General features: G+C 72.1%; 19 protein-coding genes. 4 read left to right on the plus strand and 15 right to left on the minus strand.

Features of this window, described 5'->3' with window-relative positions; translation table 11 throughout:
• Nucleotides 1–191 precede the first annotated feature (191 nt).
• Entirely contained in the window at nucleotides 192–3,179 is a 2,988-nt protein-coding gene (locus ADL12_RS55540; protein ID WP_062701988.1) for an SCO5717 family growth-regulating ATPase, read from the plus strand.
• Nucleotides 3,180–3,261: 82 nt separating this feature from the next.
• On the opposite strand, the gene ADL12_RS13600 is transcribed toward ADL12_RS55540, so the two are convergent.
• The 9 genes from ADL12_RS13600 to rimP all read right to left on the minus strand — a co-directional run bounded on the left by ADL12_RS13600 (nucleotide 3,262) and on the right by rimP (nucleotide 15,518).
• Entirely contained in the window at nucleotides 3,262–4,209 is a 948-nt protein-coding gene (locus tag ADL12_RS13600; RefSeq protein ID WP_062701990.1) for a bifunctional riboflavin kinase/FAD synthetase, read from the minus strand.
• 146 nt (nucleotides 4,210–4,355) lie between these two features.
• Nucleotides 4,356–8,135: a trypsin-like peptidase domain-containing protein gene (locus ADL12_RS13605; protein WP_244187893.1), complete on the minus strand. Its 3,780-nt coding sequence runs from the start codon at nucleotides 8,133–8,135 to the stop codon at nucleotides 4,356–4,358.
• Nucleotides 8,136–8,432: 297 nt separating this feature from the next.
• The gene (truB, locus tag ADL12_RS13610) at nucleotides 8,433–9,338 is read right to left on the minus strand and encodes a tRNA pseudouridine(55) synthase TruB (RefSeq protein ID WP_062701992.1); all 906 of its coding nucleotides are present in this window, start codon (nucleotides 9,336–9,338) and stop codon (nucleotides 8,433–8,435) included.
• Nucleotides 9,335–9,790 (minus strand): 30S ribosome-binding factor RbfA, encoded by a 456-nt coding sequence (rbfA, locus tag ADL12_RS13615; protein WP_062701994.1) that lies wholly within the window; start codon nucleotides 9,788–9,790, stop codon nucleotides 9,335–9,337. The genes truB and rbfA overlap by 4 nt, the downstream gene beginning before the upstream one ends.
• 46 nt (nucleotides 9,791–9,836) lie before the next feature.
• Nucleotides 9,837–10,133: a DUF503 domain-containing protein gene (locus tag ADL12_RS13620; RefSeq protein ID WP_062701996.1), complete on the minus strand. Its 297-nt coding sequence runs from the start codon at nucleotides 10,131–10,133 to the stop codon at nucleotides 9,837–9,839.
• Between the two features lie 217 nt (nucleotides 10,134–10,350).
• Nucleotides 10,351–13,476 (minus strand): translation initiation factor IF-2, encoded by a 3,126-nt coding sequence (infB, locus tag ADL12_RS50295; protein WP_079052021.1) that lies wholly within the window; start codon nucleotides 13,474–13,476, stop codon nucleotides 10,351–10,353.
• A 147-nt stretch (nucleotides 13,477–13,623) separates the two neighbouring features.
• A complete protein-coding gene (locus ADL12_RS50300; RefSeq protein ID WP_079052022.1) occupies nucleotides 13,624–13,920 on the minus strand; it encodes a YlxR family protein in 297 nt (98 codons plus the stop codon).
• A gap of 102 nt (nucleotides 13,921–14,022) precedes the next feature.
• Entirely contained in the window at nucleotides 14,023–15,009 is a 987-nt protein-coding gene (nusA, locus tag ADL12_RS13635) for a transcription termination factor NusA (RefSeq protein WP_062702002.1), read from the minus strand.
• Between the two features lie 2 nt (nucleotides 15,010–15,011).
• Nucleotides 15,012–15,518, minus strand: coding sequence for a ribosome maturation factor RimP (gene rimP / locus ADL12_RS13640; RefSeq protein ID WP_062702004.1), 507 nt, complete (start codon nucleotides 15,516–15,518; stop codon nucleotides 15,012–15,014).
• Nucleotides 15,519–15,761: 243 nt separating this feature from the next.
• Here rimP and ADL12_RS13645 point away from each other — a divergent pair, with 243 nt between their 5' ends.
• Genes ADL12_RS13645 through ADL12_RS13655 form a run of 3 tightly spaced genes read left to right on the plus strand, consistent with a single transcriptional unit; the run spans nucleotide 15,762 to nucleotide 17,724 of the window.
• The gene (locus tag ADL12_RS13645) at nucleotides 15,762–16,313 is read left to right on the plus strand and encodes a hypothetical protein (protein WP_208614535.1); all 552 of its coding nucleotides are present in this window, start codon (nucleotides 15,762–15,764) and stop codon (nucleotides 16,311–16,313) included.
• Complete coding sequence (locus ADL12_RS13650; RefSeq protein ID WP_062702008.1) at nucleotides 16,310–16,774, plus strand: ferritin-like domain-containing protein; 465 nt, start codon at nucleotides 16,310–16,312, stop codon at nucleotides 16,772–16,774. Before ADL12_RS13645 ends, ADL12_RS13650 begins: the two co-directional genes overlap by 4 nt.
• 50 nt (nucleotides 16,775–16,824) lie before the next feature.
• Entirely contained in the window at nucleotides 16,825–17,724 is a 900-nt protein-coding gene (locus ADL12_RS13655; RefSeq protein ID WP_062702010.1) for an aminoglycoside phosphotransferase family protein, read from the plus strand.
• A gap of 179 nt (nucleotides 17,725–17,903) precedes the next feature.
• On the opposite strand, the gene ADL12_RS13660 is transcribed toward ADL12_RS13655, so the two are convergent.
• The 6 genes from ADL12_RS13660 to dxr form a co-directional block, all read right to left on the minus strand.
• Nucleotides 17,904–19,607 (minus strand): proline--tRNA ligase, encoded by a 1,704-nt coding sequence (locus ADL12_RS13660; protein WP_062702012.1) that lies wholly within the window; start codon nucleotides 19,605–19,607, stop codon nucleotides 17,904–17,906.
• 71 nt (nucleotides 19,608–19,678) lie between these two features.
• Nucleotides 19,679–20,245: a GNAT family N-acetyltransferase gene (locus ADL12_RS13665; protein WP_062702015.1), complete on the minus strand. Its 567-nt coding sequence runs from the start codon at nucleotides 20,243–20,245 to the stop codon at nucleotides 19,679–19,681.
• Nucleotides 20,246–20,360: 115 nt separating this feature from the next.
• A complete protein-coding gene (locus tag ADL12_RS13670; protein ID WP_062702017.1) occupies nucleotides 20,361–21,209 on the minus strand; it encodes a GNAT family N-acetyltransferase in 849 nt (282 codons plus the stop codon).
• Nucleotides 21,210–21,438: 229 nt separating this feature from the next.
• On the minus strand, nucleotides 21,439–22,596 hold the full coding sequence (ispG, locus tag ADL12_RS13675) for a flavodoxin-dependent (E)-4-hydroxy-3-methylbut-2-enyl-diphosphate synthase (protein ID WP_062702019.1): 1,158 nt from the start codon (nucleotides 22,594–22,596) through the stop codon (nucleotides 21,439–21,441).
• A gap of 203 nt (nucleotides 22,597–22,799) precedes the next feature.
• Nucleotides 22,800–24,092 (minus strand): M50 family metallopeptidase, encoded by a 1,293-nt coding sequence (locus ADL12_RS13680; RefSeq protein WP_208614536.1) that lies wholly within the window; start codon nucleotides 24,090–24,092, stop codon nucleotides 22,800–22,802.
• An 8-nt stretch (nucleotides 24,093–24,100) separates the two neighbouring features.
• Nucleotides 24,101–25,282: a 1-deoxy-D-xylulose-5-phosphate reductoisomerase gene (gene dxr / locus ADL12_RS13685; protein WP_244187895.1), complete on the minus strand. Its 1,182-nt coding sequence runs from the start codon at nucleotides 25,280–25,282 to the stop codon at nucleotides 24,101–24,103.
• Nucleotides 25,283–25,289: the final 7 nt, after the last annotated feature.

Genomic DNA, 25,289 nt, shown 5'->3' on the forward strand with positions numbered 1-25,289 from the left:
CCATGCGGCACTTCCGCCCACATACCTGGGGCTATAGCGTCCGCGCCCATGGGGGCTTTTCCGTCCCGCCATGCGAGTGATTAGGCTTCTGGTGGTGCGGTGACGATCGCAGTCGCGTGGGACTAGCCACTCGGTCCGCCCGGCCGCGACGACGACCAGCTCAGCAGCAGTGGCTGACCAGGAGGCAAGCAGTGAACAGGGATCGGTCCGAGTACAACGGCGGGAGCCCTTCCTCGGACGGGGACGATCACGAGGTGGATCTCACCGGCGAGTTCGAAATCGTCTACACACCTCCCGCCTGGTACGCCCAAAGTACGCAAAGTGGTTCCCCGGCCGGTGGTCAGCAGGACGCCGACCGGCCCTCGCCACCACCGCCGACGGGATCGCCCGTCGGGTCGCCCACCGGGCCGCCAGGCGTTCCCGCACCGGCGCAGCCGCCGACCCAGCCGCCGGCCCAGCCTGCGCCTCAGCAGCCCGCGCAGCCGGCACAGCCCGCGCAGCCCACTCCGGCTCAGGGCACGCCCACCGCGCACCAGCAGGGCCCTGCCACGGGTGGCTACGGTTTTCCGCAGCAGCAGTCCGCGCCGGGTGCCCCCGCGGCCGGCGGGTACGGCTACCCCCAGCAGACGGGAGCCGGTGCGCCCCAGCCGGCGCAGGACACGTCGGGTGGCTTCGGCGTGCCCCAGCCGGGCCAGGACACCTCGGGTGGTTTCGCCGCCCCTCAGCAGCCCCAGCAGCACGCGCCCGCCCAACCGCCCACCGTGCCCCAGCAGCACACGCCTGCCCAGCCGGCCGGCGCACCCGGCTTCCCCGTGCTGCGTCCGGTCGACACGGACGCCCAGGCCGGGCCGCCCCCGACCGCCACTCCGGCGGCCGGGGTCCCGGCAGCGCCCGCGCCCGAACAGCCCACCCCCGCACAGCCGGTGACGGAACCGGAGCCGGAGCTCAACCACGCCGCTGCGGACGCCGAGGCGGCACTGCTGTTCGGCGATGCCGACGACGTGGAGCCGGAGGAGGAGCGGAGCGACGAGGCGGAGTCGGGTGACAACGCCGTATCCGCATCCGGTGCCGAGGGTGACGAGTCGGCGCACGTCCAGGCCGACGCGGACTCCCCCGCGCACACCGAGCCCCCGGCCGCAGCGGCGCCGGCGGAAGCGGAGCCGGAGGCAGCGCCTGCGCCCGCCGCTCCCGCGGACCCGGCCACGGCCCCGGCTCAGGCCCAGGGACTGCAGCCGCAGGCGCAGCCCACCGGCCAGGCCCCCGTGCCGCCCCAGGCGGGGCAGCCGCTTCCTCCGCTGCCGCAGGGCTTCGTGCCCGCGCACCCCGCCCAGGGAGTGCCGCAGCAGGCAGGACAGCCGGACCAGCAGGCCGCGGCCGCCGCACAGGCTGCCGCCGCACAGGCCGCAGCCGCGCACGCCGGGGGATACGGCTACCCCCAGCAGCCCGCGCAGCAGCAGCCCGCCCAGCAGGCGCCCCAGACCCCGCCGCAGGGCGCGTTCGGCCCGGCCCAGCAGGCCGGCTACCCGGCGCAGCAGCAGCCCGAGTACCCGGCGGCGCAGGCCGGACAGCCCGCCCCGGTCGACCCGCGCCAGGCGCCTCAGCCCGCACAGCCGTATCCCGGACAGCCGCACCCCGGACAGCCCCAGGCCGCCGGGTACGGCTACCCGCAGCAGCCGCCCCAGGCCGGACAGCCGCAGGCGGACGGATACGGCTACCCCCAGCAGCCGCAGCAGCCCGCACAGCCCGGCTACGGCTACCCGCCCCAACCGGGCGGTTACGGCTACCCCCAGCCCGCGCAGCCGCAGCAGCCCGCACCCCAGCAGCAGCCCCCGGCCCAGCCCCAGCAGCAGGCTCCGCAGCAGCAGGCACCCCAGCAGAACCCCGCGGTGCCGCCCGCCGCCTACGGCAACCAGGGCCAGGGCAACCAGGGTTGGACCGCCCCGCCCGGCCCCCAGGCCGGTCCCGGCGCTCCCCAGCAGCAGCAAGCCGCGCCCGGAACCCCGCTCGGCTACAACGCCGCCGTGGAGCTCTCCTCCGACCGACTGCTGCGCAACCAGCCCAAGGCCCGCAAGAACAACCAGGCCCCGTCCCGGTTCAAGCTCGGCGCCAAGAAGGAGCAGGCGGAGCGGGAGCGGAAGCTGGGTCTGATCCGTACGCCGGTGATGTCCTGCTACCGGATCGCGGTGATCAGCCTCAAGGGCGGCGTCGGCAAGACCACGACGACCATGGCGCTCGGCGCCACGCTCGCCACCGAGCGTCAGGACAAGATCCTGGCGATCGACGCCAACCCGGACGCCGGCACCCTCGGCCGACGGGTCCGGCGCGAGACGGGCGCCACCATCCGTGACCTGGTGCAGGCGATCCCGCAGCTGCACAGCTACATGGACATCCGCCGTTTCACCTCGCAGGCGCCCTCCGGTCTCGAGATCATCGCCAACGACGTGGACCCGGCGGTCTCCACCACCTTCAACGACGAGGACTACCGCAGCGCGCTCGACGTGCTGGGCCGGCAGTACCCGATCATCCTTACGGACTCGGGCACCGGTCTGCTCTACAGCGCGATGCGCGGAGTCCTGGACCTCGCCCACCAGTTGATCATCATCTCCACCCCTTCGGTGGACGGCGCGAGCAGTGCCTCGACCACGCTCGACTGGCTGTCGGCGAACGGCTTCGCCGATCTCGTCCAGCGGTCGGTCACCGTGATCTCCGGTGTCCGCGAGACGGGCAAGATGATCAAGGTGGAGGACATCGTCGCGCACTTCGAGACCCGTTGCCGCGGTGTCGTCGTGATCCCGTTCGACGAGCACCTCGCGGCGGGCGCCGAGGTGGACCTCGACATGATGCGTCCCAAGACCCGCGAGGCCTACTTCGACCTCGCGGCCCTCATCGCCGAGGACATCGCGCGGACGCAGCAGGGCTTCGGCAACCCGAACATGCAGTACCAGCAGCAGCCCCAGCAGGGGTACGACCAGCAGCCCCAGCAGGGCTACCCGCAGCAGCAGCCGCCGCAGCAGCCCTACGCCCAGCCCGGCGGCGCCCCGCAGCCGGGTCAGGGCTGGGGGCAGCCGCAGCAGCCCGCACCGGGCCAGGGCTGGCAGCAGCAGGCGCCGCCGCCCCAGGATCCGCAGCAGGGCCAGCCGCAGCAGGGGGCCGTACCGCCCGGCTGGACGCAGCAGTAGCCCGTGAACCACGAAGGGCGGCCGGTGCCTTGGAGGCACCGGCCGCCCTTCGGCGTCGTAGGAGAGTCGGTCGTAGGACCGGCTACTCGGCCGCCGCGATCAGCTCCCGGCAGCGCTTGACGTCCTCGGCCATCTGCTCCAGCAGGGCCTCCAGCGAGTCGAACTTCGCCTGGCCGCGGACGAAGGCGAGGAAGTCGACGGCGACGTGCAGGCCGTACAGGTCCAGGCCCACGCGGTCGATCGCGTACGCCTCCACCGTGCGCTCGGTCCCGTCGAACTGCGGGTTCGTGCCGACGGAGATCGCGGCCGGCATCACCTCGCCCTGGGCGTGCAGCCAGCCGGCGTAGACGCCGTCGGCGGGGATGGCGGTGTGCGGCAGGGTCTCGACGTTGGCGGTCGGGAAACCGAGCTCTCGCCCGCGCTGAGCACCCCGTACGACCACGCCCTCCACGCGGTGCGGGCGGCCCAGGATCTCGGCGGCGCCGGTGACGTCGCCCTCGGCGACCAGGCGCCGGGTCAGGGTCGAGGAGAACGGCTGCCCGCCGCCCGCCTCACCGCTCACGTACAGGTCGACGACCTCGACCTCGAAGTCGTAGGTCTTGCCCTGGTCGGCGAGGAAGTCCACGTTGCCCGCCGCGCGGTGGCCGAAGCGGAAGTTGGGGCCCTCGACGACCGCCTTGGCGTGCAGCTTGTCGACCAGGACCTTGACCACGAACTCGGCCGGCGACAGCTTCGAGAACTCGGTCGTGAAGGGGAGGATCAGCACCGCGTCCACGCCCAGCTCGGCCATGAGGTCGGCGCGGCGGTGGTGCGGGGCCAGCAGGGGCGGGTGGCTGCCGGGGCGGACGACCTCGCTGGGGTGCGGGTCGAAGGTGACGACCACGGCGGGAACGCCCAGCTCGCGGGCGCGGTCCACGGCATGCCGGATGATCAGCTGGTGCCCGCGGTGGACCCCGTCGTAGGAGCCGATGGTGACGACGCTGCGCCCCCAGTCCTCGGGGATGTCCTCCAAGCCACGCCAGCGCTGCACTGTGCCTGCTCCTTGTCACAAACTCGTCGAACCCGTGTCCGCCTGTGCCTCAGACGCTCTTACGCAGGACTAAGGGTGCCATGCCGGGCGCCTCCGGCCCGCATCGGCATGGGGGCTGTGACCGGGTGCACGTACGGATGCGCCGGTCATGCGGGAACTCGTACGCCGGCCAGGCTCTCGATCATCCGGCGGGTACTCGGCCCCACCACCGTCGCCCACTCCTGCGGGGTGTCGGTCAGCCAGCCGGCGACACGCGCGGCGAAGCCGGGGACGTGGCGGCCGAGATCGACCAGCCCGCGGTCGAAGCGGGCCGCGCCGTCCGGGGTGCGGACGAGGAGCACGCCCGTGTGGTGGACGAGGTCGCGGAGGCGGCCGTCGCAGCGGTCGCCGCTCTGCCGGACGGTGGCGTGCAGGAAGGCGTCCAGCACGGCGGGACTGCGCTCGTGGTCCAGCATGTGGTCCAGGAGCTCGCGGCGCAGGGCGCGGGAGGCGGGGGTGCCGGCAGCGGCGAGTACGGCGGCGAGGGCGGCCCGCACCTCTTCAGGACCGCCGTCCAGCAGACCGGTGACCAGGGGGAGGAGTACGGCGCGGGCGGCGGGGCCGTGGTCGAGGCGCCGGTCGACGTACGCGGCCACGTCCTCGGCGGTCGCGGGGTGCCGCTCCACCGCCTCCCCCACGAGGGCGGCGACCCGGTGGGCGAGGCCGGGCGTGGTGGCGTCGGCGAGGGTGCGCAGCGCCGCTGAGGCGTCCGGTCGGTGCAGGCGCGCGCGGAAGGCGTCGAGGACCGGCTCGGGGTGTGTGGTCAGGGCGGTGACCAGGGCGCTGGGCGGGAGCTGCGGGTCGCCTTCCGCGAAGTGCCGTACGGCCTGCGGGAGATGACGGGAACGCGTGCTGGGGTCACGCACCAGCATGGCGAGCGCGCCGCCGTGCAGGGTGCAGTCGGCGGGGCGGTCGAGCAGGCCGAGGGCCGCGTAGCGCAACAGCTCGCGGTCGGCCTCGGTGCGGGCGTGGGGCGCGGCGCGCGGCCCGTACGCCACCGCGGCGACGCGTCGTGCGGGCCTCTCGTCGTGCGCCCAGCGGTCGACGGCTCGGCACATGGCGGACGGTTCCTCTTCGGCCAGCACGGCGAGCAGCTCGTCGGCCCGCCGGTGCGCGCTGTCGACCAGCGTCTCCGTGAGGTCGTCCAGCGCGCGGTTGCGGTGCGCGTACAGCAGGGCCTGGGCGGCGCCGGCGACGGTCGCGTGCGGGGTGGCGGGGAGGGGCCGGTCGTCGTCGAACCAGCGGGTGAGGTGGGGCTGTACGGCGGTGGGGGCGGCGGCGAGGAGACGGGACACGGCGTCGAGGTAGCGGGGCTGCCGGGGGGCTGCGGCGTCGGTCGGCGGGCCGTCGGCGAGGACGAGGCGGCGGAGCAGGTCGAGGCGCTCGCCGTCCGGGAGCGGCAGCGCGGTCCAGAAGTCGGGGCCGAGCTCGGGGGGCGCGCTGCGGTGCTGCCGGCTCCAGGCCACGATCCGGTCGGTGAGGAGGTGCAGTACGTCCTGGTACGGCATCGCGTCGGGGACGCGCAGCAGGGTCTCGGCGAGGAGCCGGGCCGCCCACCAGGAGTGCCGGTCGGCGTCCAGGGCATGCATCAACTCCTCCAGGCGGACGGCGAGTTGACGGGCCCCCTGGTGACGTGGCAGCAGCAGGAGGGCCTGGACGACGGGGCCGATGCGGTGGTGCGGTACGGGCAAGGGGTGGGCGGCGTCGGGGTCGGTGCGGCGGCGGTGGACCAGGGCGTGCAGGGCCTCGTCGAGGTCGAGGTGCATGCCCTGGATCCAGTCGGCGAGTTCCTCGTGGGCGAAGCGGTAGCCGTTGCCGGCGGGGACGAGGAGGCCCTCGGTGAGGACGGCGGACGCCCAGCCGGTACCGCTGCCGAGCCTCGCCGGGGCGGGGCCCCAGGGGAACACGGCCTCGAAGGACGCGCGGTCCAGCTCCCCCTGGCCGGGGCCGAGGCTGCGGCGGGCGGCCTCGTGGACCTGGCCGGAGACCTTGGCGGCGAGACGGCGCACGGCGGTGCCGCGCAGGCCGTTCTCGGCGGCGAGGCGGACGGCGATGCGCAGGCACATGAGGTCGAGGTGGGCGGAGAGGACGTCGTCGCGGTCGAGTCGGCGGTGAGGGGTGTCGGGGAGGGCGGCGCGGACCTCGCAGAGGAGGCGCAGGGTGAGGGGGTGGCGGGCGTCCGGGGTGGCCAGGGCGTCGTCGGGGATGCCGTAGCGGGCGCGGGCCTGGTGGGCCTCGTCGGGGGTGAGGTCGCCGAGCCGTACGCAGGGCGGGATGCGGCGGGAGTTCTCGCGCACCGCCCGGTCGGCGGAGCCGTACAGCACTTCCTCCGGGAACTCGGCCCCCGCTCCTTCCCAGTACTCCTCCCGGCACGCCACCACCAGCCGCGCCCCCGTCACCCGCAGCCACTCCGCCGTGCCCTCGGTCCACTCCGTGAGGCGGTGGGCCAGGACGGGGGGCATCTCCTCCGGGCCGTCCAGGAGGAGCAGCAGGGGGCGGCCGGTGATGCGGGAGAGGTGGGCCAGGTGTTCCGGGGTCGTGTCGCCCAGTGCGGCGGGGTCGCATGCGGCCGACGCCGCCACGATGCGGGCCGCCCGGGCCAGCGCCCTGAGCGCGGCGTCCGCCACCGAGGTGTCGTCGTCCTGCAGATCCGCGCCGCGCAGCCACAGCGTGGGGGCGGGTTCCCGGCCCTGGTTGCGGCGGGCGGCGAGGGCCGCGAGTTCCGTCGTACGGCCGCTGCCCGGGGGCCCCACCAGGCCCAGGACGGCCGCCGGTCCCTCGGTGAAGGCCCTGAACTCCCTTGCCGGCCGCGCCCGTTCGACCGCGGTCACGGGCACGCCTCCCCCGGCGTCCGCCCGGCCCACACAGCCGTCCAGTGTCCCCGGCGGACCGTCCTGACCGACCGACGTGGCCGTCAGCTCCAGTACGCCCGCCAGGTTCAGGTCGGCGCCGTACGCCGGCACCGTCGCCGCGTTCTCGGCGAGCAGGTCGGCCAGCGGGCCGTCGGGACGTTGGCTCAGCGGCACGGCGAAGACGGCGTCGCGTTGGCCGGCCTGCAGGGCCGTGCCGAGGACGCCCACCACCGCGCTGGTCCCGGCGTCGAGCACGGGTCCCCCGGCCGCCCCGCCGCCCAGCCGCAGCGCGTCCCGGCCGGCCGTGCCGATCGCCAACTCCAGGGCGCCGTCGGGGAGATGGAAACGGTCCGTCGCCGTGTACGTCACGGTGGCCGCGCCCAGCACCCGCGCCTCCCGCCAGCCACCGGCCGCGATCCGGACGTACGCACCGGTCTCGATCCGGTCCCGCACGCTCACCGGCAGCGGGTCGACGCCCAGGCCTTCGGTGCGTACGAGGGCCAGGTCCAGGGCCGGCAACGGGGTCACCGCACTCGCGGGCACCACACAACTGCGGTCGCCCTCGGCATGCAGGACCAGACGAGGCAGGCCCTCGACGACCTCGTGGCCGGTGACGACCGTGCCGTGGTGGTCGGCCACGAAACCGAGACCGCGGGGCCGACCGGCCAGGTCGTGGATACGGACCAGGGCTGCGTCGCGGGCGGGGGCGCCGATTCCGTCGCCGTCCGGGGGTTCACTTGCGGGGCGATCACCGGTCACGCCCTGCCCCGCGAGGGCTTCCCCGTCCGGACGCTCGCCGCTCCGAGGCCCGCGCGCGTGGCGAGCAGGGTCGTCGTGGAACTGGGAGGAGCGTGGGCCCCGGGTGCCGGCGTCCTGCTCGGACCAGCTGATGCCGTCCGGCGTTACCCACGACCCCGATGAGTCCCGCAGGCCCTGCGCGCCCCGCGCCTCCCCCGCCGCCCACGTCCCGTCCGGCATCCCCGTCATCCCCGGCATCCGGCGGTCGCCGCCCGCCCGCGGACCCCGTCCCGCCATCGTCGAACCTCCCCGCCGCACGTCCACACGCCCATACGCCCGCGCCCTGTTTTTTCGACGGTAGGGGCGATGTGATCAGTGGGACAACTCGCGCTGCGAACGCGCCCCCTTCCGCTCCCTCGGTTCACTCCGAGCGCCTGCACGGACGGGTGAACAGGTAGGGGTCGCTGGATACACCCTAGGGGTGGGGGAACCGAGGGGGACCGTGGAGCGGCGGGCAGAGGACCACCCCGTGACCGCCGCTCCACGGGCGGAGACCCGAAGGAGACCGGAAGGCCGAGCGCCTCGACCGGCCCCTCAGCCGAAGATGGCGAGGCTCTTCGCCTTGCCCTTGTGCTGCTCCACGAGCGCCAGGAAGCGGCCCTCGGGGTCGAAGACGGCGACGGGGCCGGTGCCCGCGTACTCGTCAGGCATGTCGAGGCGGACCCCGTTCGTGAGCAGACGGGCGCGCCTGACGTCCACGTCCCAGCGCGGGAACGCGGCCGATGCGGCCTCGGCGATCGGCATCACGGTGAGCTCCTGCTGGAGCTGGTCCAGGGTCTTGGCGGCGTCCAGCTTGTACGGGCCGACGCGGGTGCGGCGCAGCGCCGTGAGGTGGCCGCCGACGCCCAGGTCGGCGCCGAGGTCACGGGCGAGGGCGCGGATGTAGGTGCCGGAGGAGCAGACCACCGACACGACCAGGTCGAGGACCGCGGTGCCGTCGTCGGCGACGGCGTCCCGGACGTCGTACACCGAGAAGGAGGAGACGGTGACCGGCCGCGCCGGGATCTCGAACTCCTCGCCCTCCCGCGCCCGCTTGTAGGAGCGCACGCCGTCGATCTTGATGGCGCTGACCTTGGACGGCACCTGCATGATGTCGCCGGTCAGCTTGGCGATCCCGGCGTCGATGCCGTCCCGGGTGACCTTCGAGGCGTCGACCGACCCCGTGATCTCGCCCTCGGCGTCGTCGGTGACCGTGGTCTGGCCCAGGCGGATGGTGCCGAGGTACTCCTTCTCGGTCAGGGCCAGATGACCGAGGAGCTTGGTCGCCTTCTCGACGCCGAGGACGAGGACGCCCGTCGCCATGGGGTCGAGGGTGCCGGCGTGCCCGACACGGCGGGTGCGCGCGATGCCGCGCATCTTGGCGACCACGTCGTGCGAAGTGAAGCCCGACGGCTTGTCGACGATGACAAGGCCGTCGGGCGTGGTGTGCTTCTGCGTCATTCCGCGGTGTCGCCGTCCGTCTCGTCCTCGGAGCCCGGCTTGCGGTACGGGTCCGCCTCACCGGCGTACTTCGCGCCCGCGGACACCTCGCGCACCTTCTCGTCGGACTGGCGCGCCTTGTCGAGGAGGTCGTCGATGGTCCGGGCGGTGTCCGGCAGGGCGTCGGCGACAAAGGTGAGGGTCGGCGTGAACTTCACGCCCGCGGCCGCCCCGACGGCCGACCGGAGCACGCCCTTGGCGCTCTCCAGTCCGGCAGCCGCGGCCGCCCGCTCCTCGTCGTCCCCGTACACCGTGTAGAAGACGGTCGCCTCCCGCAGGTCACCCGTGACACGAGTGTCCGTGATGGTGACGTGCGAGCCGATCCGCGGGTCCTTGATCCCGCGCAGCAGCTTCTGGGCCACCACCTCTCGGATGAGGTCCGCCAGCCTTTTCGCCCGCGCGTTGTCGGCCACTGGTCCGTCTCCCGTTCTCTTCTTCTGCGTTCTTGGCTGTTGGTCGTCAGTCGTCGTGGTCACCGTGGAAGCGCCGCCGTACCGACAGCAGTTCCACTTCGGGACGCCCGGCGACCAGCCGTTCGCACCGATCCAGTACGTCAGTGAGGTGCCCGGCGTCGCCGGACACCATGGCGATGCCGATCTCGGCCCGCCGGTAGAGGTCCATATGGTCCACCTCGGCCGCGCTCACCGCGTACTTGCGCTGGAGCTCGGCGACGATCGGGCGGACGACGGAGCGCTTCTCCTTCAGCGACCGTACGTCGCCGAGGAGGAGGTCGAAGGACAGCGTCCCCACGTACATGAGTGCAACCGGTTCACCCGCCGGTACGGGATCGATGGTCCTGCCGGCCGTGCGGCCAGGGACATCAGAACCGTACAACGAAGGGGCCGGGCCGATCGACGGATATTACGCTCCGTGGACCGTGGAGCCCGGCGCCGGAATGCCATCGGACACGCTCCGCAAACGGCGCGCTGGCCGACAGGACCGAAGTCCCGCCGGCCAGCACAAACCGTCGGCTTTACGCCCGCGGCTTCTCCCGCATCTCGTACGTCGCGATGACGTCGTCGACCTTGATGTCGTTGAAGTTGCCGAGGTTGATACCGCCCTCGAACCCTTCGCGGATCTCGGTGACGTCGTCCTTGAAGCGACGCAGACCCTCGATGTTGAGGCTCTCCGCGATGACCTTGCCGTCGCGGATGAGGCGCGCCTTGGTGTTGCGCTTGACCTCGCCGGAGCGGATGAGAACACCCGCGATGTTGCCCAGCTTGGACGACTTGAAGACCTCGCGGATCTCCGCCGTACCGAGCTCGACCTCTTCGTACTCCGGCTTGAGCATGCCCTTGAGGGCCGCCTCGATCTCCTCGATCGCCTGGTAGATGACCGAGTAGTACCGGACGTCCACGCCCTCGCGCTCCGCCATCTGCTGCGCACGGCCGGCTGCCCGGACGTTGAAGCCGATGACGATGGCGTCGGAGCCCATGGCCAGGTCGATGTCGGACTCCGTGACCGCACCGACGCCGCGGTGCAGGACGCGGATGTCGACCTCTTCGCCGACGTCCAGCTGGAGCAGCGAGGACTCGAGAGCCTCGACGGAACCGGAAGCGTCACCCTTGATGATCAGGTTCAGCTGCTGGACCTCGCCGGCCTTGAGCACCTTGTCCAGGTCCTCGAGCGACACGCGGCGCGTGCGCTTCGCGAAGGCCGCGTTGCGCTCGCGAGCGGCACGCTTCTCCGCGATCTGGCGGGCCGTACGGTCCTCCTCGACCACGAGGAAGTTGTCGCCCGCACCCGGGACGTTGGTGAGGCCCAGGACCTGCACCGGCGTCGACGGGCCGGCCTCGGCCACGCTGTTGCCGTTGTCGTCGTGCATCGCCCGGACTCGGCCGTACGCGTCGCCGACCACCATGGTGTCGCCGACCCGCAGCGTGCCGCGCTGGACGAGGACCGTCGACACGGCACCGCGGCCGCGGTCGAGACGGGACTCGATCGAGATGCCCTGCGCGTCCTGGTTCGGGTTGGCCCGCAGGTCGAGCGAGGCGTCGGCCGTGAGGATCACGGCCTCCAGCAGGGAGTCGATGTGCAGACCCTGCTTGGCGGAGATGTCGACGAACATGGTGTCGCCGCCGTACTCCTCGGCCACCAGGCCGTACTCGGTCAGCTGACCGCGCACCTTGGTCGGGTCGGCACCCTCGACGTCGATCTTGTTGACCGCGACGACGATCGGGACGTCGGCCGCCTTGGCGTGGTTGAGCGCCTCGACCGTCTGCGGCATGACGCCGTCGTTGGCCGCGACGACCAGGATCGCGATGTCGGTCGACTTCGCACCACGGGCACGCATGGCGGTGAACGCCTCGTGACCCGGGGTGTCGATGAAGGTGATCTTGCGCTCTTCTTCGTTGACCTCGGTCGCGACCTGGTAGGCACCGATGTGCTGGGTGATGCCGCCGGCCTCGCCCGCGATGACGTTCGTCTTGCGGATGGCGTCGAGCAGTCGGGTCTTACCGTGGTCGACGTGACCCATGACGGTGACGACCGGCGGACGGACCACCAGATCTTCCTCGTCGCCCTCGTCCTCGCCGAACTCGATGTCGAAGGACTCGAGCAGCTCGCGGTCCTCCTCCTCGGGGCTGACGATCTGAACCTCGTAGTTCATCTCGCCCGCGAGGAGCTGCAGCGTCTCGTCGGAGACGGACTGCGTCGCGGTGACCATCTCACCGAGGTTCATCATGACCGCGACGAGCGACGCCGGGTTGGCGTTGATCTTCTCCGCGAAGTCGGTGAGCGACGCACCGCGCGACAGGCGAATGGACTCGCCGTTGCCGCGAGGCAGCATCACACCGCCGACCGACGGGGCCTGCATGGCCTCGTACTCCTGGCGCCTCTGCCGCTTCGACTTGCGACCACGACGCGCGGGACCACCGGGACGACCGAAGGCACCCTGCGTGCCACCACGGCCACCGGGACCGCCGGGACGACCACCGAAGCCGGGACGGCCACCGCCGCCACCGCCGGGACCACCCGGACGGCCGGCGAAACCGCCGCCACCGCCACCGGGACCACCGGGACGACCGGCGAAACCGCCACCGCCGCCACCACCGGGACGACCGGCGAAGCCGCCGCCGCCACCGGGACGACCGCCGCCGCCACCGCCGGGACGACCGCCGCCACCGGGACCACGGCCACCGGGGCCACCGCCGCCGGGACGCGGGCCGGCAGCAGGACGCTGCGGCATCATGCCGGGGTTCGGACGCGGACCACCGGGGCCGCCACCGGGACGAGGACCGCCGCCCTGCGGACGGGGCATGCCGCCCGGCGTGGGACGCGCGCCGCCCGGAGCCTGCGGACGGGGACCGCCGCCGGCACCCTGGGGACGGGGACCGCCCTGGCCCTGCGGACGCGGGGCGCCGCCGGGACGCTCACCGGGGCCACCCGGGCCGCCGGGACGCGGGGCACCGCCCGGGCGGGGCGCCTGCGGGCGCGCCATGCCGGTGGAGCCACCAGAGGTGAACGGGTTGTTGCCCGGACGGGGACCGGCCGGACGAGCGCCGGGACGAGCACCCTGGCCGCCCGGACGCGGAGCACCGGGACGGTCGCCACGGTCACCACGGCCCTGGCCACCCTGCGCGGGACCACCCGGACGCGGGGCGCCGGGACGCGGAGCCTGGCCCGCCGGACGCGGGGCGCCCGGACGCGGGCCGGAGCCCTGGCCCTGGGAGGCGGCCGGCGCGACAGGCGCCGACGGGGGTGCCGTGAACTCGGGCGTGGTCGGAGCCGGGGACGCCGGGGCAGGCCGCGGCGCGGGCTTCGGGCCCGGAGTGGGACGGGGGCCGGGAGCGGCCGGCGCGGCGGGAGCCGCGGGCTTCTCGGCAGCCGGCTTGGGGGCCGGCGGGCGCGGGGCGGCCGGACGGGCAGCCTGTGCCGGAGAGGGGGCTGCCGGCTTTGCCGGAGCAGCCTTGCGTGCGGGGGCGGGCTTGCCGCCACCGTTGCCCTGCTGGAGGGCGTCAGTCAGCTTGCGTACGACGGGCGCCTCGATCGTCGAGGAAGCCGAACGAACAAATTCACCGAGTTCTTGGAGCTTGGCCATGACGACCTTGCTCTCAACCCCGAACTCCTTGGCGAGTTCGTATACCCGGACCTTAGCCACTTCGCTCCTTTTAGGTCCGGGTTGCGTCCGGACCGTCGCTACTTCATGGGCGTACTCATCGCGTGCTCATCGAGTGCTCATCGCAATCTCGACCTACTTCCAACTCGCGGGGTACCAGGGCCGCACGGGGGTTCCGTACGACGCGTCTTACGGTGTTGCCTGCTCAGCAACTGTTGTCTGCTCGACGTGCCGGCGCAACGCCTTTGTGTCGAGCGCTCCCGGGGCGCGCAACGCCCGCGTGAACGCCCGGCGGCGTACCGCCTGGTCGAGACAGACCAGTGCGGGGTGTACGTACGCACCCCGGCCGGGCAGCGTACCGCGAAGATCAGGGACGCATTCGTCCTCGATCGCCACGATGCGCAGCAGATCAGCCTTGGCCGCTCGCTCCCGGCACCCCACACAGGTGCGTTCAGGGCATGCGCGGATGCGTGTCCGGCCAGACACCCTTAAGTCTACCTCCCCGTACCGACCTCACCCCTTTGGGGCAGGATTCGAACAGTTGCTGCGCGGTAACCTGACGTGATCTAAGCGACCTGCGGCCGGGAACTATTCCCCGGCCTGCTCGGTGTCCGGACGGATGTCGATCCGCCAGCCGGTGAGCCGGGCCGCGAGTCGGGCGTTCTGCCCTTCCTTGCCGATCGCCAGCGACAGCTGGTAGTCGGGCACGGTCACGCGCGCGGAGCGGGCCGCCATGTCCACGACCTCCACCTTGGAGACCCGGGCCGGCGACAGCGCGTTCGCCACCATCTCGGCCGGGTCGTCCGACCAGTCGACGATGTCGATCTTCTCGCCGTTCAGCTCGCCCATGACATTGCGCACACGACCACCCATGGGGCCGATACAGGCGCCCTTGGCGTTCAGGCCGCTGCGGGTGGACCGGACGGCGATCTTCGTGCGGTGACCTGCCTCACGGGCGATGGCGGCGATCTCGACGGATCCGTCGGCGATCTCCGGCACCTCCAGGGCGAAGAGTTTCTTCACCAGATTGGGATGCGTGCGGGACAGGGTGACGGACGGGCCGCGGACGCCCTTCGCCACGCGGACGACGTACGACCGGATCCGCATCCCGTGCGGGTAGGTCTCGCCCGGGACCTGCTCCTGCACCGGCAGGATGGCCTCCAGCTTGCCGATGTCCACGAGGACGTTCTTCGGGTCGCGGCCCTGCTGGACCACGCCGGTGACGATGTCGCCCTCACGCCCCGCGTACTCGCCGAGCGTCGCGTCGTCCTCGGCGTCGCGCAGCCGCTGCAGGATGACCTGCTTGGCGGTGGTGGCGGCGATACGGCCGAAGCCGGACGGGGTGTCGTCGAACTCGCGGGCCTCCTGGCCCTCCTCGAGGTCCTCGGGGTCCTCCTTCGCCCACACGGTCACATGGCCGGTCTCCCGGTTCAGCTCCACGCGCGCGTGGCGGCGGCTTCCCTCGGTGCGGTGGTAGGCGATGAGGAGGGCCGACTCGATCGCCTCGACCAGCAGGGGGAAGGAGATCTCCTTCTCCCGTACCAAGCCCCGCAGGGCACTCATGTCGATGTCCACGGCTACGCCTCCTCTTCCTTCTCGTTCTTGCTGTCCTTGCGGCTGAACTCGACCTGCACGCGCGCCTTGTCGATCTCCGGGAAGTCGAGTCTGCGGGAGGTGGCCTTGCGGCCCTTCACTCCGGGCACTTCGAGGTCGAGTCCTTCGTCGTCGACCTTCAGGATCCTGGCCACCAGCTCGCCGCCCTCGGCCAGTTGGAACTTCACCAGCCGGTCGACGGCACGTACGTAGTGCCGGTGTTCCGTGAGGAGGCGCTCCGCGCCCGGGGTGCCGACCTCGAGGGTGTACTCGCCCTCGCCCATCGCGTCCGTCTCGTCCAGCTTCGCCGAGAGCGCACGGCTCACATCGGCGATCTGGTCCAGGTCCGCCCCGGTGTCGGAGTCGACGACGACGCGCAGCACCCGCTTGCGTCCGACGGAGTCCACTGTGATCTCTTCGAGATCCAGCCCCTGGGAGGTGACGAGCGGTTCCAGGAGCTCTCGCAGCCTCTCGCTCTGGGTGGTGCTCATCCGGGTGACTCCTCGGCCGCGTGTGCTGTTGTGGGATGGGTCGCGTGTCTGGTCAAAGGGTATCCGGTCGCGAGGGCTGTTGCCGTCCACCTGTGCACGGGCGGTGCCGATGAGTGGTGCCGTCCGGTTGCGCGGGTACGGTGATCACGGGCCTGTGGCCCGCTGATTCCGTAGCTGCCTTCGTAGCCGCTTTCGTGGCTGCTTTCGTGGCTGCTTCGTACGAGTTTCCCGAGGACGACTGCCGTGCCGTACCCCTCGCCGCCGCGCTCCCTCTCGGGGCCGCGCAGAAGGACCTTGCTCGCCTCTGCCGCCGGGGCCGCCCTGCTGGTCGGCTGCTCCTCCGGGTCCGAGGACTCCGACGGCGGCACGAGCGGCAGCCCGTCGGTCGCCGAGCGGGCACGCGCGCGTGCGGCCCGGGACAGCGAGGGGCTGGTCGAGCGGTACGACGCGGTGCTCGCCGCCCATCCGGCGCTGGCGGGGCTGCTGGAGCCGTTGCGGGCGGAGGCCGTACGGCATGTGGAGGCGTTCGGAGGCGGCCGGGAGGCCTCGGAGAGTGCGTCACCTTCTGCGTCGCCGTCGCCTTCCGGTTCGTCGTCGCCTTCCGCGTCGCCATCGGCCGCCGTGCCCCTCGACAAGAGGGAGGCGCTGGCCGCTCTCGCCGCCACCGAGCGGGCGCTCGCGGACCGGCGGGCCAAGGCGCTGCTGGACGTGCCGGGCGAGCTGGCGCGGCTGCTGGCCTCGGTGGCCGCGGCCGGTGCCGGGCACGCGTATCTGCTGACGGAGGGGGCCAAGTGAGCGAGGCGAAGAAGCGGCAACTGACGGCGCTGCAGGCGGCGCTCGCCGCCGAGCACGCGGCCGTGTACGGATACGGCGTCGTCGGCGGCCGGATCCGCGAGGGACAGCGCTCCGAGGCACGCGCGGCGTACGACGCGCACCGGGCGCGGCGGGACGGGCTGGCGCGCGAGGTGCGCGACCTGGGCGCCAAGCCGGCCGCCGCGAGCGCCGCGTACGCGCTGCCGTTCCCGGTGCCGGACTCGGCCGCGGCCGTCCGGCTCGCCGTCGAACTGGAGGACCGGGTGGCCGGGGTCTACTCCGACCTGGTGCGGGCAACCGAGGGTGAGCTGCGGGGTACGGCCGCCGAGGCGCTGCGCGAGGCTGCGGTGCGGGCGGTGCGCTGGCGGGGCGAGAGCGTAGCCTTCCCTGGGCTCGCCGAGCGGACGGCCACCGCGTCGGCATCGGCGGCGCCCACGGCGTAGACGAGGCCGGAGTACGGGCATACGGGACACGGGAAGGGAACAACTCGCGCATGGCTTTCGAACCGCCGCAGCGTCTGGTCAGGGCGCTCGGTGAGACGGCACCGGACCGTGACGACTGGTTGGAGAAGCTGCCGGAGGCGGCCCACCAGGCCGTCGCGCTACGCGAGTTGACCGTTGAGCGGGTGCAGATGCCGGGCGGCCGCAGCAGCCTGGTGGTGCTCGTGCGGCGCCCTGACGGGGCACCCGCCGTGCTGAAGCTGGCCCCGCCCCGGGCCCGTCCGGAGAGCGAGCGGGCGGCGCTCGCGCACTGGGGCGGTCTGGGCGCCGTACAACTGCTGGAGCCCTTCACGACCAAGGGTGTGCTGCTGCTGGAGCGGCTGCATCCTGATCTGTCGGTGCGGTCGTTGCCGGAGGCGAAGGCGCTGCTGGAGGCTGCGGCGACGTTGCGGCGGCTGTGGGTGGAGCCGCCGGCCGGGCACCCCTTCGAGACGGTGGCCGAGCGGACCGGGCGGCAGGCGGAGGCCATGCGGGCGAGCGCGGAGGCCGATCCGGCGGTGGGGCCGCTGGTGGACGCGGCGCTCGCGGCCCGCGAAGAGCTGTTGGCTGCGCCGCCCGAACAGCGGTTGCTGCACGGGACGTTTCGGCAGAGCAAGGTGCTGGCCGGGGAGCGGATGCCGTGGCTGGCGGTGGGGCCGGATCCGGTGGTCGGCGAGTGTGCGTTCGATCTGGCGCGACTGGTGCGGGATCGAGTGGAGGACCTGATCGCCCAGCCGTCGGGGGCGGCGACTACGCGGCGGCGGGTGAAGCGGCTGGCCGAGTCGCTGGATGTGGATCAGGAGCGGTTGCGGGGGTGGACGCTGTTCCGGGCCGTGGAGTCCGGGGTGCGGGCCCTGCGGGTGGGGCGGCCGAAGGATGCGGAGCTGTTGTTGGAGTTCGCGGGGTGGCTTTAAGGTGCGCCTATACGGTGGGGCGCTTGTGGCTGTTCGGCGACTGCGAGTCGTTTGTGGCTGGTCGCGCCCACGCGGCGGTAGCAGCAAATCGATACAGCCCCGCGCCCCCAGAGGCGTCTCCCGCCCGTCCGTTTGAAGGCGAACGCCGGGCAGCCTGATGCTGCCCGGCGCCCGGCTTACTACGCCGTGAGGCGGGCGATCGCCTCGTCGACCGTGAGCTCCTCGCGCTCACCGGTCCTGCGGTCCTTGAGCTCGACGACGCCTTCGGCCGCGCGCCGCCCGGCCACCAGGATCTGCGGTACGCCGATCAGCTCCGAGTCGGTGAACTTCACGCCCGGCGAGACGCCCGCGCGGTCGTCGCACAGGACGCGCAGGCCGGCCGCGGACAGCTTCTCGGAGACGTCGAGGGCGAGTTCGGTCTGCAGGGCCTTGCCGGCGGCGACGACGTGGACGTCGGCCGGGGCGACCTCGGCGGGCCAGCACAGGCCCTTGTCGTCGGCGGTCTGCTCGGCGAGGGCCGCGACGGCGCGGGAGACGCCGACGCCGTAGGAGCCCATGGTGACGCGGACCGGCTTGCCGTTCTGGCCGAGGACGTCGAGCTTGAGGGCGTCGGCGTACTTGCGGCCCAGCTGGAAGATGTGGCCGATCTCGATGGCGCGGTCGAGCTTGAGGCCGGTGCCGCAGTTCGGGCAGGGGTCGCCTTCCTGCACGACCACGACGTCGACGTACGCGTCGACCTCGAAGTCACGGCCCGCGACGACGTTCTTCGCGTGCACGCCCTCCTTGTTGGCGCCGGTGATCCAGGAGGTGCCGGGGGCCACGCGCGGGTCGGCGAGGTACTTGACCTTCTCGCCGAGGCCCTGCGGGCCGACGTAGCCGCGGACCAGGTCCGGGCGGCCCGCGAAGTCCGCCTCGGTGACCATCTCGACGGCGGCCGGGGCGAAGTGGGCCTCGACCTTGTCCATGTCGACCTCGCGGTCGCCGGGGACACCGACGGCGACGATCTCGCCGTCGACCTTCACCAGGAGGTTCTTGAGGGTGGCGGAGGCCTCGACACCGAGGTGGGCGGCGAGGGTCTCGATGGTCGGGGTGTCGGGGGTGGGGATCTCCTCGGCGGCCGGGACGGCGGAGCCGTCCACCGGCTTCAGCTCGTACGAGATCGCCTCGGTGTTGGCCGCGAAGTCGCAGTTCGGGCAGTCGGCGAAGGTGTCCTCGCCGGCGCCGGCCGGGGCGAGGAACTCCTCCGACTTGGAGCCGCCCATCGCGCCGGCGGTGGCGGCGCAGATGCGGTAGTCGAGGCCGAGGCGCGCGAAGATCTTCTGGTAGGCCGCGCGGTGCAGGGCGTAGGACTGGGCGAGGCCCTCGTCCTCCGTGTCGAAGGAGTAGGAGTCCTTCATCAGGAACTCGCGGCCGCGCAGGATGCCGGCCCGGGGGCGGGCCTCGTCGCGGTACTTGTGCTGGATCTGGTAGAGGATGACCGGCAGGTCCTTGTAGGAGGACGCCTGGTCCTTCACCAACAGGGTGAAGATCTCCTCGTGGGTCGGGCCGAGCAGGTAGTCGCCGCCCTTGCGGTCCTTGAGCCGGAACAGCTCCTGGCCGTACTCGTCCCAGCGGCCCGTCGCGTCGTACGGCTCACGCGGCAGCAGCGCGGGGAGCAGCACCTCCTGGGCGCCGATCGCGTCCATCTCCTCGCGGACGATGCGCTCCACATTGGCGAGCACCCGCTTGCCGAGGGGCAGCCACGACCAGATGCCGGCCGCCGTGCGGCGGACGTAGCCGGCGCGGACGAGCAGCTTGTGGCTGAGGACCTCGGCGTCCGCCGGGTCGTCGCGCAGCGTCTTCGCCATCAACTGGGACATGCGCTGGACCGGTGCGTTCGCCATGGTTCTCGTACTCCTGCTGGTTTGGGTTATGGCAGGAGGTTAGCCGGGCGGTACGGGACGGTGGAAATCGGTTAACGGCGGCGGAGCGGGAGCGGGGCGCCCATGACGGCGTACGGCTTCGGGGCGCTGGGGAAGAGGACCTGGCGGGCGAGGTCCTGGTAGCCGAGGGAGCGGTAGAGGCCGCGGGCCGGGCTTTCGACGTCGATCGCCGAGAGGATCGAGCGGGGTTCGGTGGCGGCGTCCGTGATCGTGGTGATCAGGGAGCGGCCCACGCCGCGGTTCTGGTAGCGCGGGTGGACGTGGAGTTCCGTGATGACGAAGGAGTTGTCGAGCCAGTCGTCGTAGCCCTGGGCTCGGAGGTAGGGCTCCACGACGGTGGACCACCAGTGGGTGCGGTCGTTGGGCATGCCGTAGACGAAGCCGACGAGGTTGCCTCCGGCGGTTGCGCCGAGGGCCCTTGCTCCCGGGTAGGTCATGTGGCGCAGGACGATCTGGCGGCGTACGGCTACCTCGTCGGGGCCGAGGCCGAAGGCTACGGCTTGGACTGCGAGGGCTTCGTCGACTCGGGCCGAGAGGTCCAGGGGGCCGATCACGATGTCGTCGGGTTGGCGGCGGTGTGCGTGACCGGGAAGGCGCATGTGGGGAGCCTACAGGGGGGGTTCGCGCTGTGTTCCGGGTGCGGCTCAGCTGTGGTTGCTCGCGCCCACGCGGCGGAGCCGCATGTCGACAACGGCCCCGCGCCCCTGGAGGGTTTCAGAACAGGACACTCATGAAGGCGCCGACCTCCTGGAAGCCCACCCTGTGGTACGTCCGCCTCGCCGCCGTGTTGAAGTCGTTCACGTACAGGCTCACCACCGGGGCCACGTCCGCCAGGGCGTAGCGCAGTACCGCCGCCATCCCGGGGGCCGCCAGGCCCTGGCCCCGGTACTCGGGGGCCACCCACACGCCCTGGATCTGGCAGGCGCGGTCCGTCGCGGCGCCGATCTCGGCCTTGAAGACGACCTTGCCGTTGTGGTCGAGGCGGGCGAAGGAGCGGCCGGAGCCGACGAGTTCGGCGACCCGGGCCTGGTAGAGGAGCCCGCCGTCGCCCGCCAGCGGCGATACGCCGACCTCCTCGGTGAACATCGCCACGCACGCCGGCAGGATCGTCTCCATCTCGTCCTTGCGGATGCGGCGGACGTACGGATCCGGGGTGATGTCGGTCGGCATGCGGTCGGTGACCATGAGGGGTTGGTGGCGACGGACCTCGCGGGCCGGGCCCCAGCTGGGTTCCAGCAGGCGCCACAGCTGGGCGGTGGATTCGGCGGGGCCGACGATGGAGGAGCAGCGGCGGCCCGCGCGCCGGGCGCGGTCGGCGAAGGCCCGTACCGCTCGGGGGCCCGCGCAGATCGGGACGAGGTTGGCGCCCGCGTAGCACAGGGACGTCAGCATGCCGCCCTCGTACCAGCCCCACATCTCGCCGCCGAGGCGCCAGGGGTCGAGGCCGGCGATCTGGACGCGGGACGTCACGAAGGCGTTCGCGACCGGCTCGCGGTCGAGTACGGCGAGCGCTGCGTCCAGGTCGCTCGGTTCGAGCACCCGTGAGGTGGTCTGGGTCAACACGTACGGGGCCTCACGCTGGGGTTCTGCTGATCCCCGCACTGTACCTGCGGAAGCTGGGCCACGCCGCCCTCTGGCTGCGCCGCTGGGCCGGGCGCCTAGGAGCTCGGGCCGCTGGGAGGGTTGGCGGCTGCGGGTAGTGGGGGCTGGTCGCGCCCACGCGGCAGAGCCGCATATCGATACAGCCCCGCGCCCCTTGGGGGCCTGCGGCCCCCCACCAGCCCGTCCGGCTTCAGCCCGCCACCGCCACCGACGGCTCGCCCGACTCCACGCCGTCCGCCTCCATCTGTTCGGCCAGCTTCATGGCCTCCTCGATGAGGGTCTCGACGATCTTGGACTCGGGGACGGTCTTGATGACCTCGCCCTTCACGAAGATCTGGCCCTTGCCGTTGCCGGAGGCGACGCCGAGGTCGGCCTCGCGGGCCTCGCCGGGGCCGTTCACCACGCAGCCCATGACGGCGACGCGGAGGGGGACCTCCATGCCGGTCAGGCCGGCCGTGACCTCCTCGGCCAGCTTGTAGACGTCGACCTGGGCGCGGCCGCAGGACGGGCAGGAGACGATTTCCAGGCCGCGCTGCTTGAGGTTCAGGGACTCCAGGATCTGGATGCCGACCTTCACTTCTTCGGCGGGGGGAGCCGACAGGGACACGCGGATCGTGTCGCCGATGCCCTGGGAGAGGAGGGCTCCGAAGGCCACCGCCGACTTGATCGTGCCCTGGAAGGCGGGGCCCGCCTCGGTGACGCCGAGGTGGAGCGGGTAGTCGCACTGAGCGGCCAGCTGCTTGTACGCCTCGATCATGATGACCGGGTCGTTGTGCTTGACCGAGATCTTGATGTCCCGGAAGTCGTGCTCCTCGAAGAGGGACGCCTCCCAGAGCGCCGATTCGACGAGGGCCTCGGGCGTCGCCTTGCCGTACTTCTGGAGGAGGCGCCGGTCCAGGGAGCCGGCGTTGACGCCGATGCGGATCGGGGTGCCGTGGTCCTTGGCGGCCCGCGCGATCTCCTTGACCTTGTCGTCGAACTGCTTGATGTTGCCAGGGTTCACGCGGACCGCGGCGCAACCGGCCTCGATCGCGGCGAAGACGTACTTCGGCTGGAAGTGGATGTCCGCGATGACGGGGATCTGGGACTTGCGGGCGATGGTCGCGAGGGCGTCGGCGTCGTCCTGGGTCGGGCAGGCCACGCGCACGATCTGGCAGCCGGAGGCCGTGAGCTCGGCGATCTGCTGGAGGGTGGCGCCGATGTCGGACGTACGGGTCGTGGTCATCGACTGCACGGACACCGGGGCGTCTCCGCCTACCGCCACGGAGCCGACCTGGATCTGCCGGCTCTGCCGGCGCTCGGCAACCCTGGTCGGAACGGACGGCATGCCGAGAGAAATCGCAGTCATCTGCTGTGCAACCCCAAGTCGTGGATCAAGGTCCGGTCCCGTCAGCGGCGGGCTCCAGGCTTCGAGATTACGGTACGGGGCCTCACGCCAGCACTCCCCCACCTCGAATGCACTCGGCGGGGGGACCCCCATCGCCCCGTAAACCCACTCAATGGAAGGCGGCCCGGGACATAGGATCCCGGGCCGCCTCGAACGCCGTATGACTAGGAGATTCTGACCGGGTTAACGACGTCCGCGACCAGCACCAGCAGCGTGAAGCAGATGAAGATTCCGGCGACCACGTACGCCACCGGCATCAGCTTCGCCACATCGAACGGGCCCGGGTCCGGGCGGCGCAGCACCTTCGCCGTGTTGCGGCGCAGCGACTCCCACAGGGCGCCCGCGATATGGCCGCCGTCGAGCGGCAGCAGCGGGAGCATGTTGAACAGGAACAGGGAGAGGTTGAAGCCGGCCAGGAGGAAGACGAAGGTGGCCAGCTGTTGCGAGGCCGGGATGTCCAGCGTCGCGATCTCGCCGCTCACCCTTGCCGCGCCCACGATGCCCATCGGGGAGTCCGGTTCGCGCGGGCCGTCGCCGAAGGCCGCGTCCCACAGGGCGGGGATCTTGGAGGGCAGGGCGACGAGGGAGTCGACGGCGTCGCCGACCCGGTCGGTCATCCAGGTCACCGAGTCGCCGAAGTCCTGCTTGACGACGCCGGTGGCGGCGCTGAAGCCGAGGAAGCCGGCCTGGACGTAGTCGTCCTTGACGTACGACCCGCCGGCGTCCTTCTTCACGACCCAGTTGGTGGCGATCTTCGCGTGCAGGGTCAGTTCCTCGCCCTTGCGGTCGACGACGATCGGGACGTTCTCGCCGGCGCTCTCGCGGATCAGGTCGGAGAGGGTGTTCCAGTCCTCGGTCCGTACGCCGTCGAAGGAGACGATCTTGTCGCCGGCCTTCATGCCCGCGGCCGCGGCCGGGGACTCGGCGTCGGACGCCTTGCAGTCCTCGCGCTTCTCGGTCTGCGCGATGACGCACTTGGAGACCGAGCTGACGGTGGTGGTCTGCTGCTGGATGCCGAAGCCCATCAGCACGGTGAGGAACAGGGCCACCGCGAGGACGAGGTTCATGAAGGGGCCCGCGAACATCACGATCACGCGCTTCCACGGCTTGCGCGTGTAGAACAGGCGGGCCTCGTCGCCGGGGCGCAGCTCCTCGTAGGACTGTGCGCGGGCGTCCTCGATCATGCCGCGCCAGGGCGAGGTGGAGCGGGCTTCCAGTCTGCCGTCGGGGCCGGGCGGGAACATGCCGATCATGCGGATGTAGCCACCGAACGGGATCGCCTTGATGCCGTACTCGGTCTCGCCCTTGTTCCGTGACCAGATGGTCGGGCCGAAGCCGACCATGTACTGCGGCACACGGATGCCGAACAGCTTGGCCGTGGACAGGTGGCCCAGCTCGTGCCAGGCGATCGAGAAGAGCAGCCCGACCGCGAACAGCACTATGCCGAGGATGAACATCAGGGTCGTCATGCACGGGCCTCCGCCGTGTGTGCCGCCAGTTCCTGTGCCCGCCTGCGGGCCCAGGTCTCCGCTTCGAGGACGTCCGCGACGGTGAGTGAAGTTCCCGTCTGCGGGGTGCCGTGCTCCTCCACCACCCTCGTCACGGTCTCCATGATCCCGTTGAACGGCAGTGCGCCGGACCGGAAGGACTCCACGCACTCCTCGTTGGCCGCATTGAACACCGCGGGTGCCGTGCCCGCGAGCTCGCCCACGTGCCGCGCCAGGTTGACCGACGGGAACGCGTCGTTGTCGAGCGGGAAGAACTCCCAGGTCGACGCCTTGCTCCAGTCGAAGGTGGGCGCCGCGTCGGGGACGCGCTCCGGCCAGCCGAGGCCGATGGCGATCGGGCCGCGCATGTCGGGGGGCGTCGCCTGGGCGATCGTGGATCCGTCCGTGAACTCAACCATCGAGTGAACATACGACTGGGGATGCACGACCACCTCAATGCGGTCGAAGGAAATGTCGTAGAGCAGGTGCGCCTCGATGACCTCCAGGCCCTTGTTGACGAGGGTCGCGGAGTTGATCGTGATGACCGGGCCCATGGCCCAGGTGGGATGCGCGAGGGCGTCCTCGACCGTCACGTTCGCCAGCTCGGCCTTCGTGCGGCCGCGGAAGGGGCCGCCGGACGCCGTGACGACGAGCTTGCGTACGTCCGCGCGCGTGCCGGACGCCAGCGCCTGGAACAGGGCGGCGTGCTCGGAGTCGACCGGGATGATCTGCCCGGGTTTGGCGAGCGCCTTGACCAGCGGGCCGCCGACGATGAGGGACTCCTTGTTGGCGAGCGCGAGGGTGCGGCCCGCCTCCAGGGCGGCGAGGGTGGGGGCGAGGCCGATGGAGCCGGTGATGCCGTTCAGGACGGTGTGGCAGTCGGAGGCGGCGACCTGCGTGGCCGCCTCCGGGCCGGCGAGAATCTCGGGGAGCGGCTCCCCCGTGCCGTACTGGGCCGTCAGAGCTTCCCGCAGTGCCGGTACGACGTCCTCGCGGGCGACCGCGACGGTCCGCGCCCTCAGCCGGTACGCCTGTTCGGCGAGGAGGGCGACCCGGCCGCCGTTGGCGGACAGGGCGGTGACCCGGAACCGGTCGGGGTTGCGCAGCACGAGGTCGATGGCCTGGGTGCCGATCGAGCCGGTGGAGCCGAGGATCACCACGTCCTTG

The sequence above is a fragment of the Streptomyces regalis genome (assembly GCF_001509475.1).
In the GTDB taxonomy this organism is placed as follows: domain Bacteria; phylum Actinomycetota; class Actinomycetes; order Streptomycetales; family Streptomycetaceae; genus Streptomyces; species Streptomyces regalis.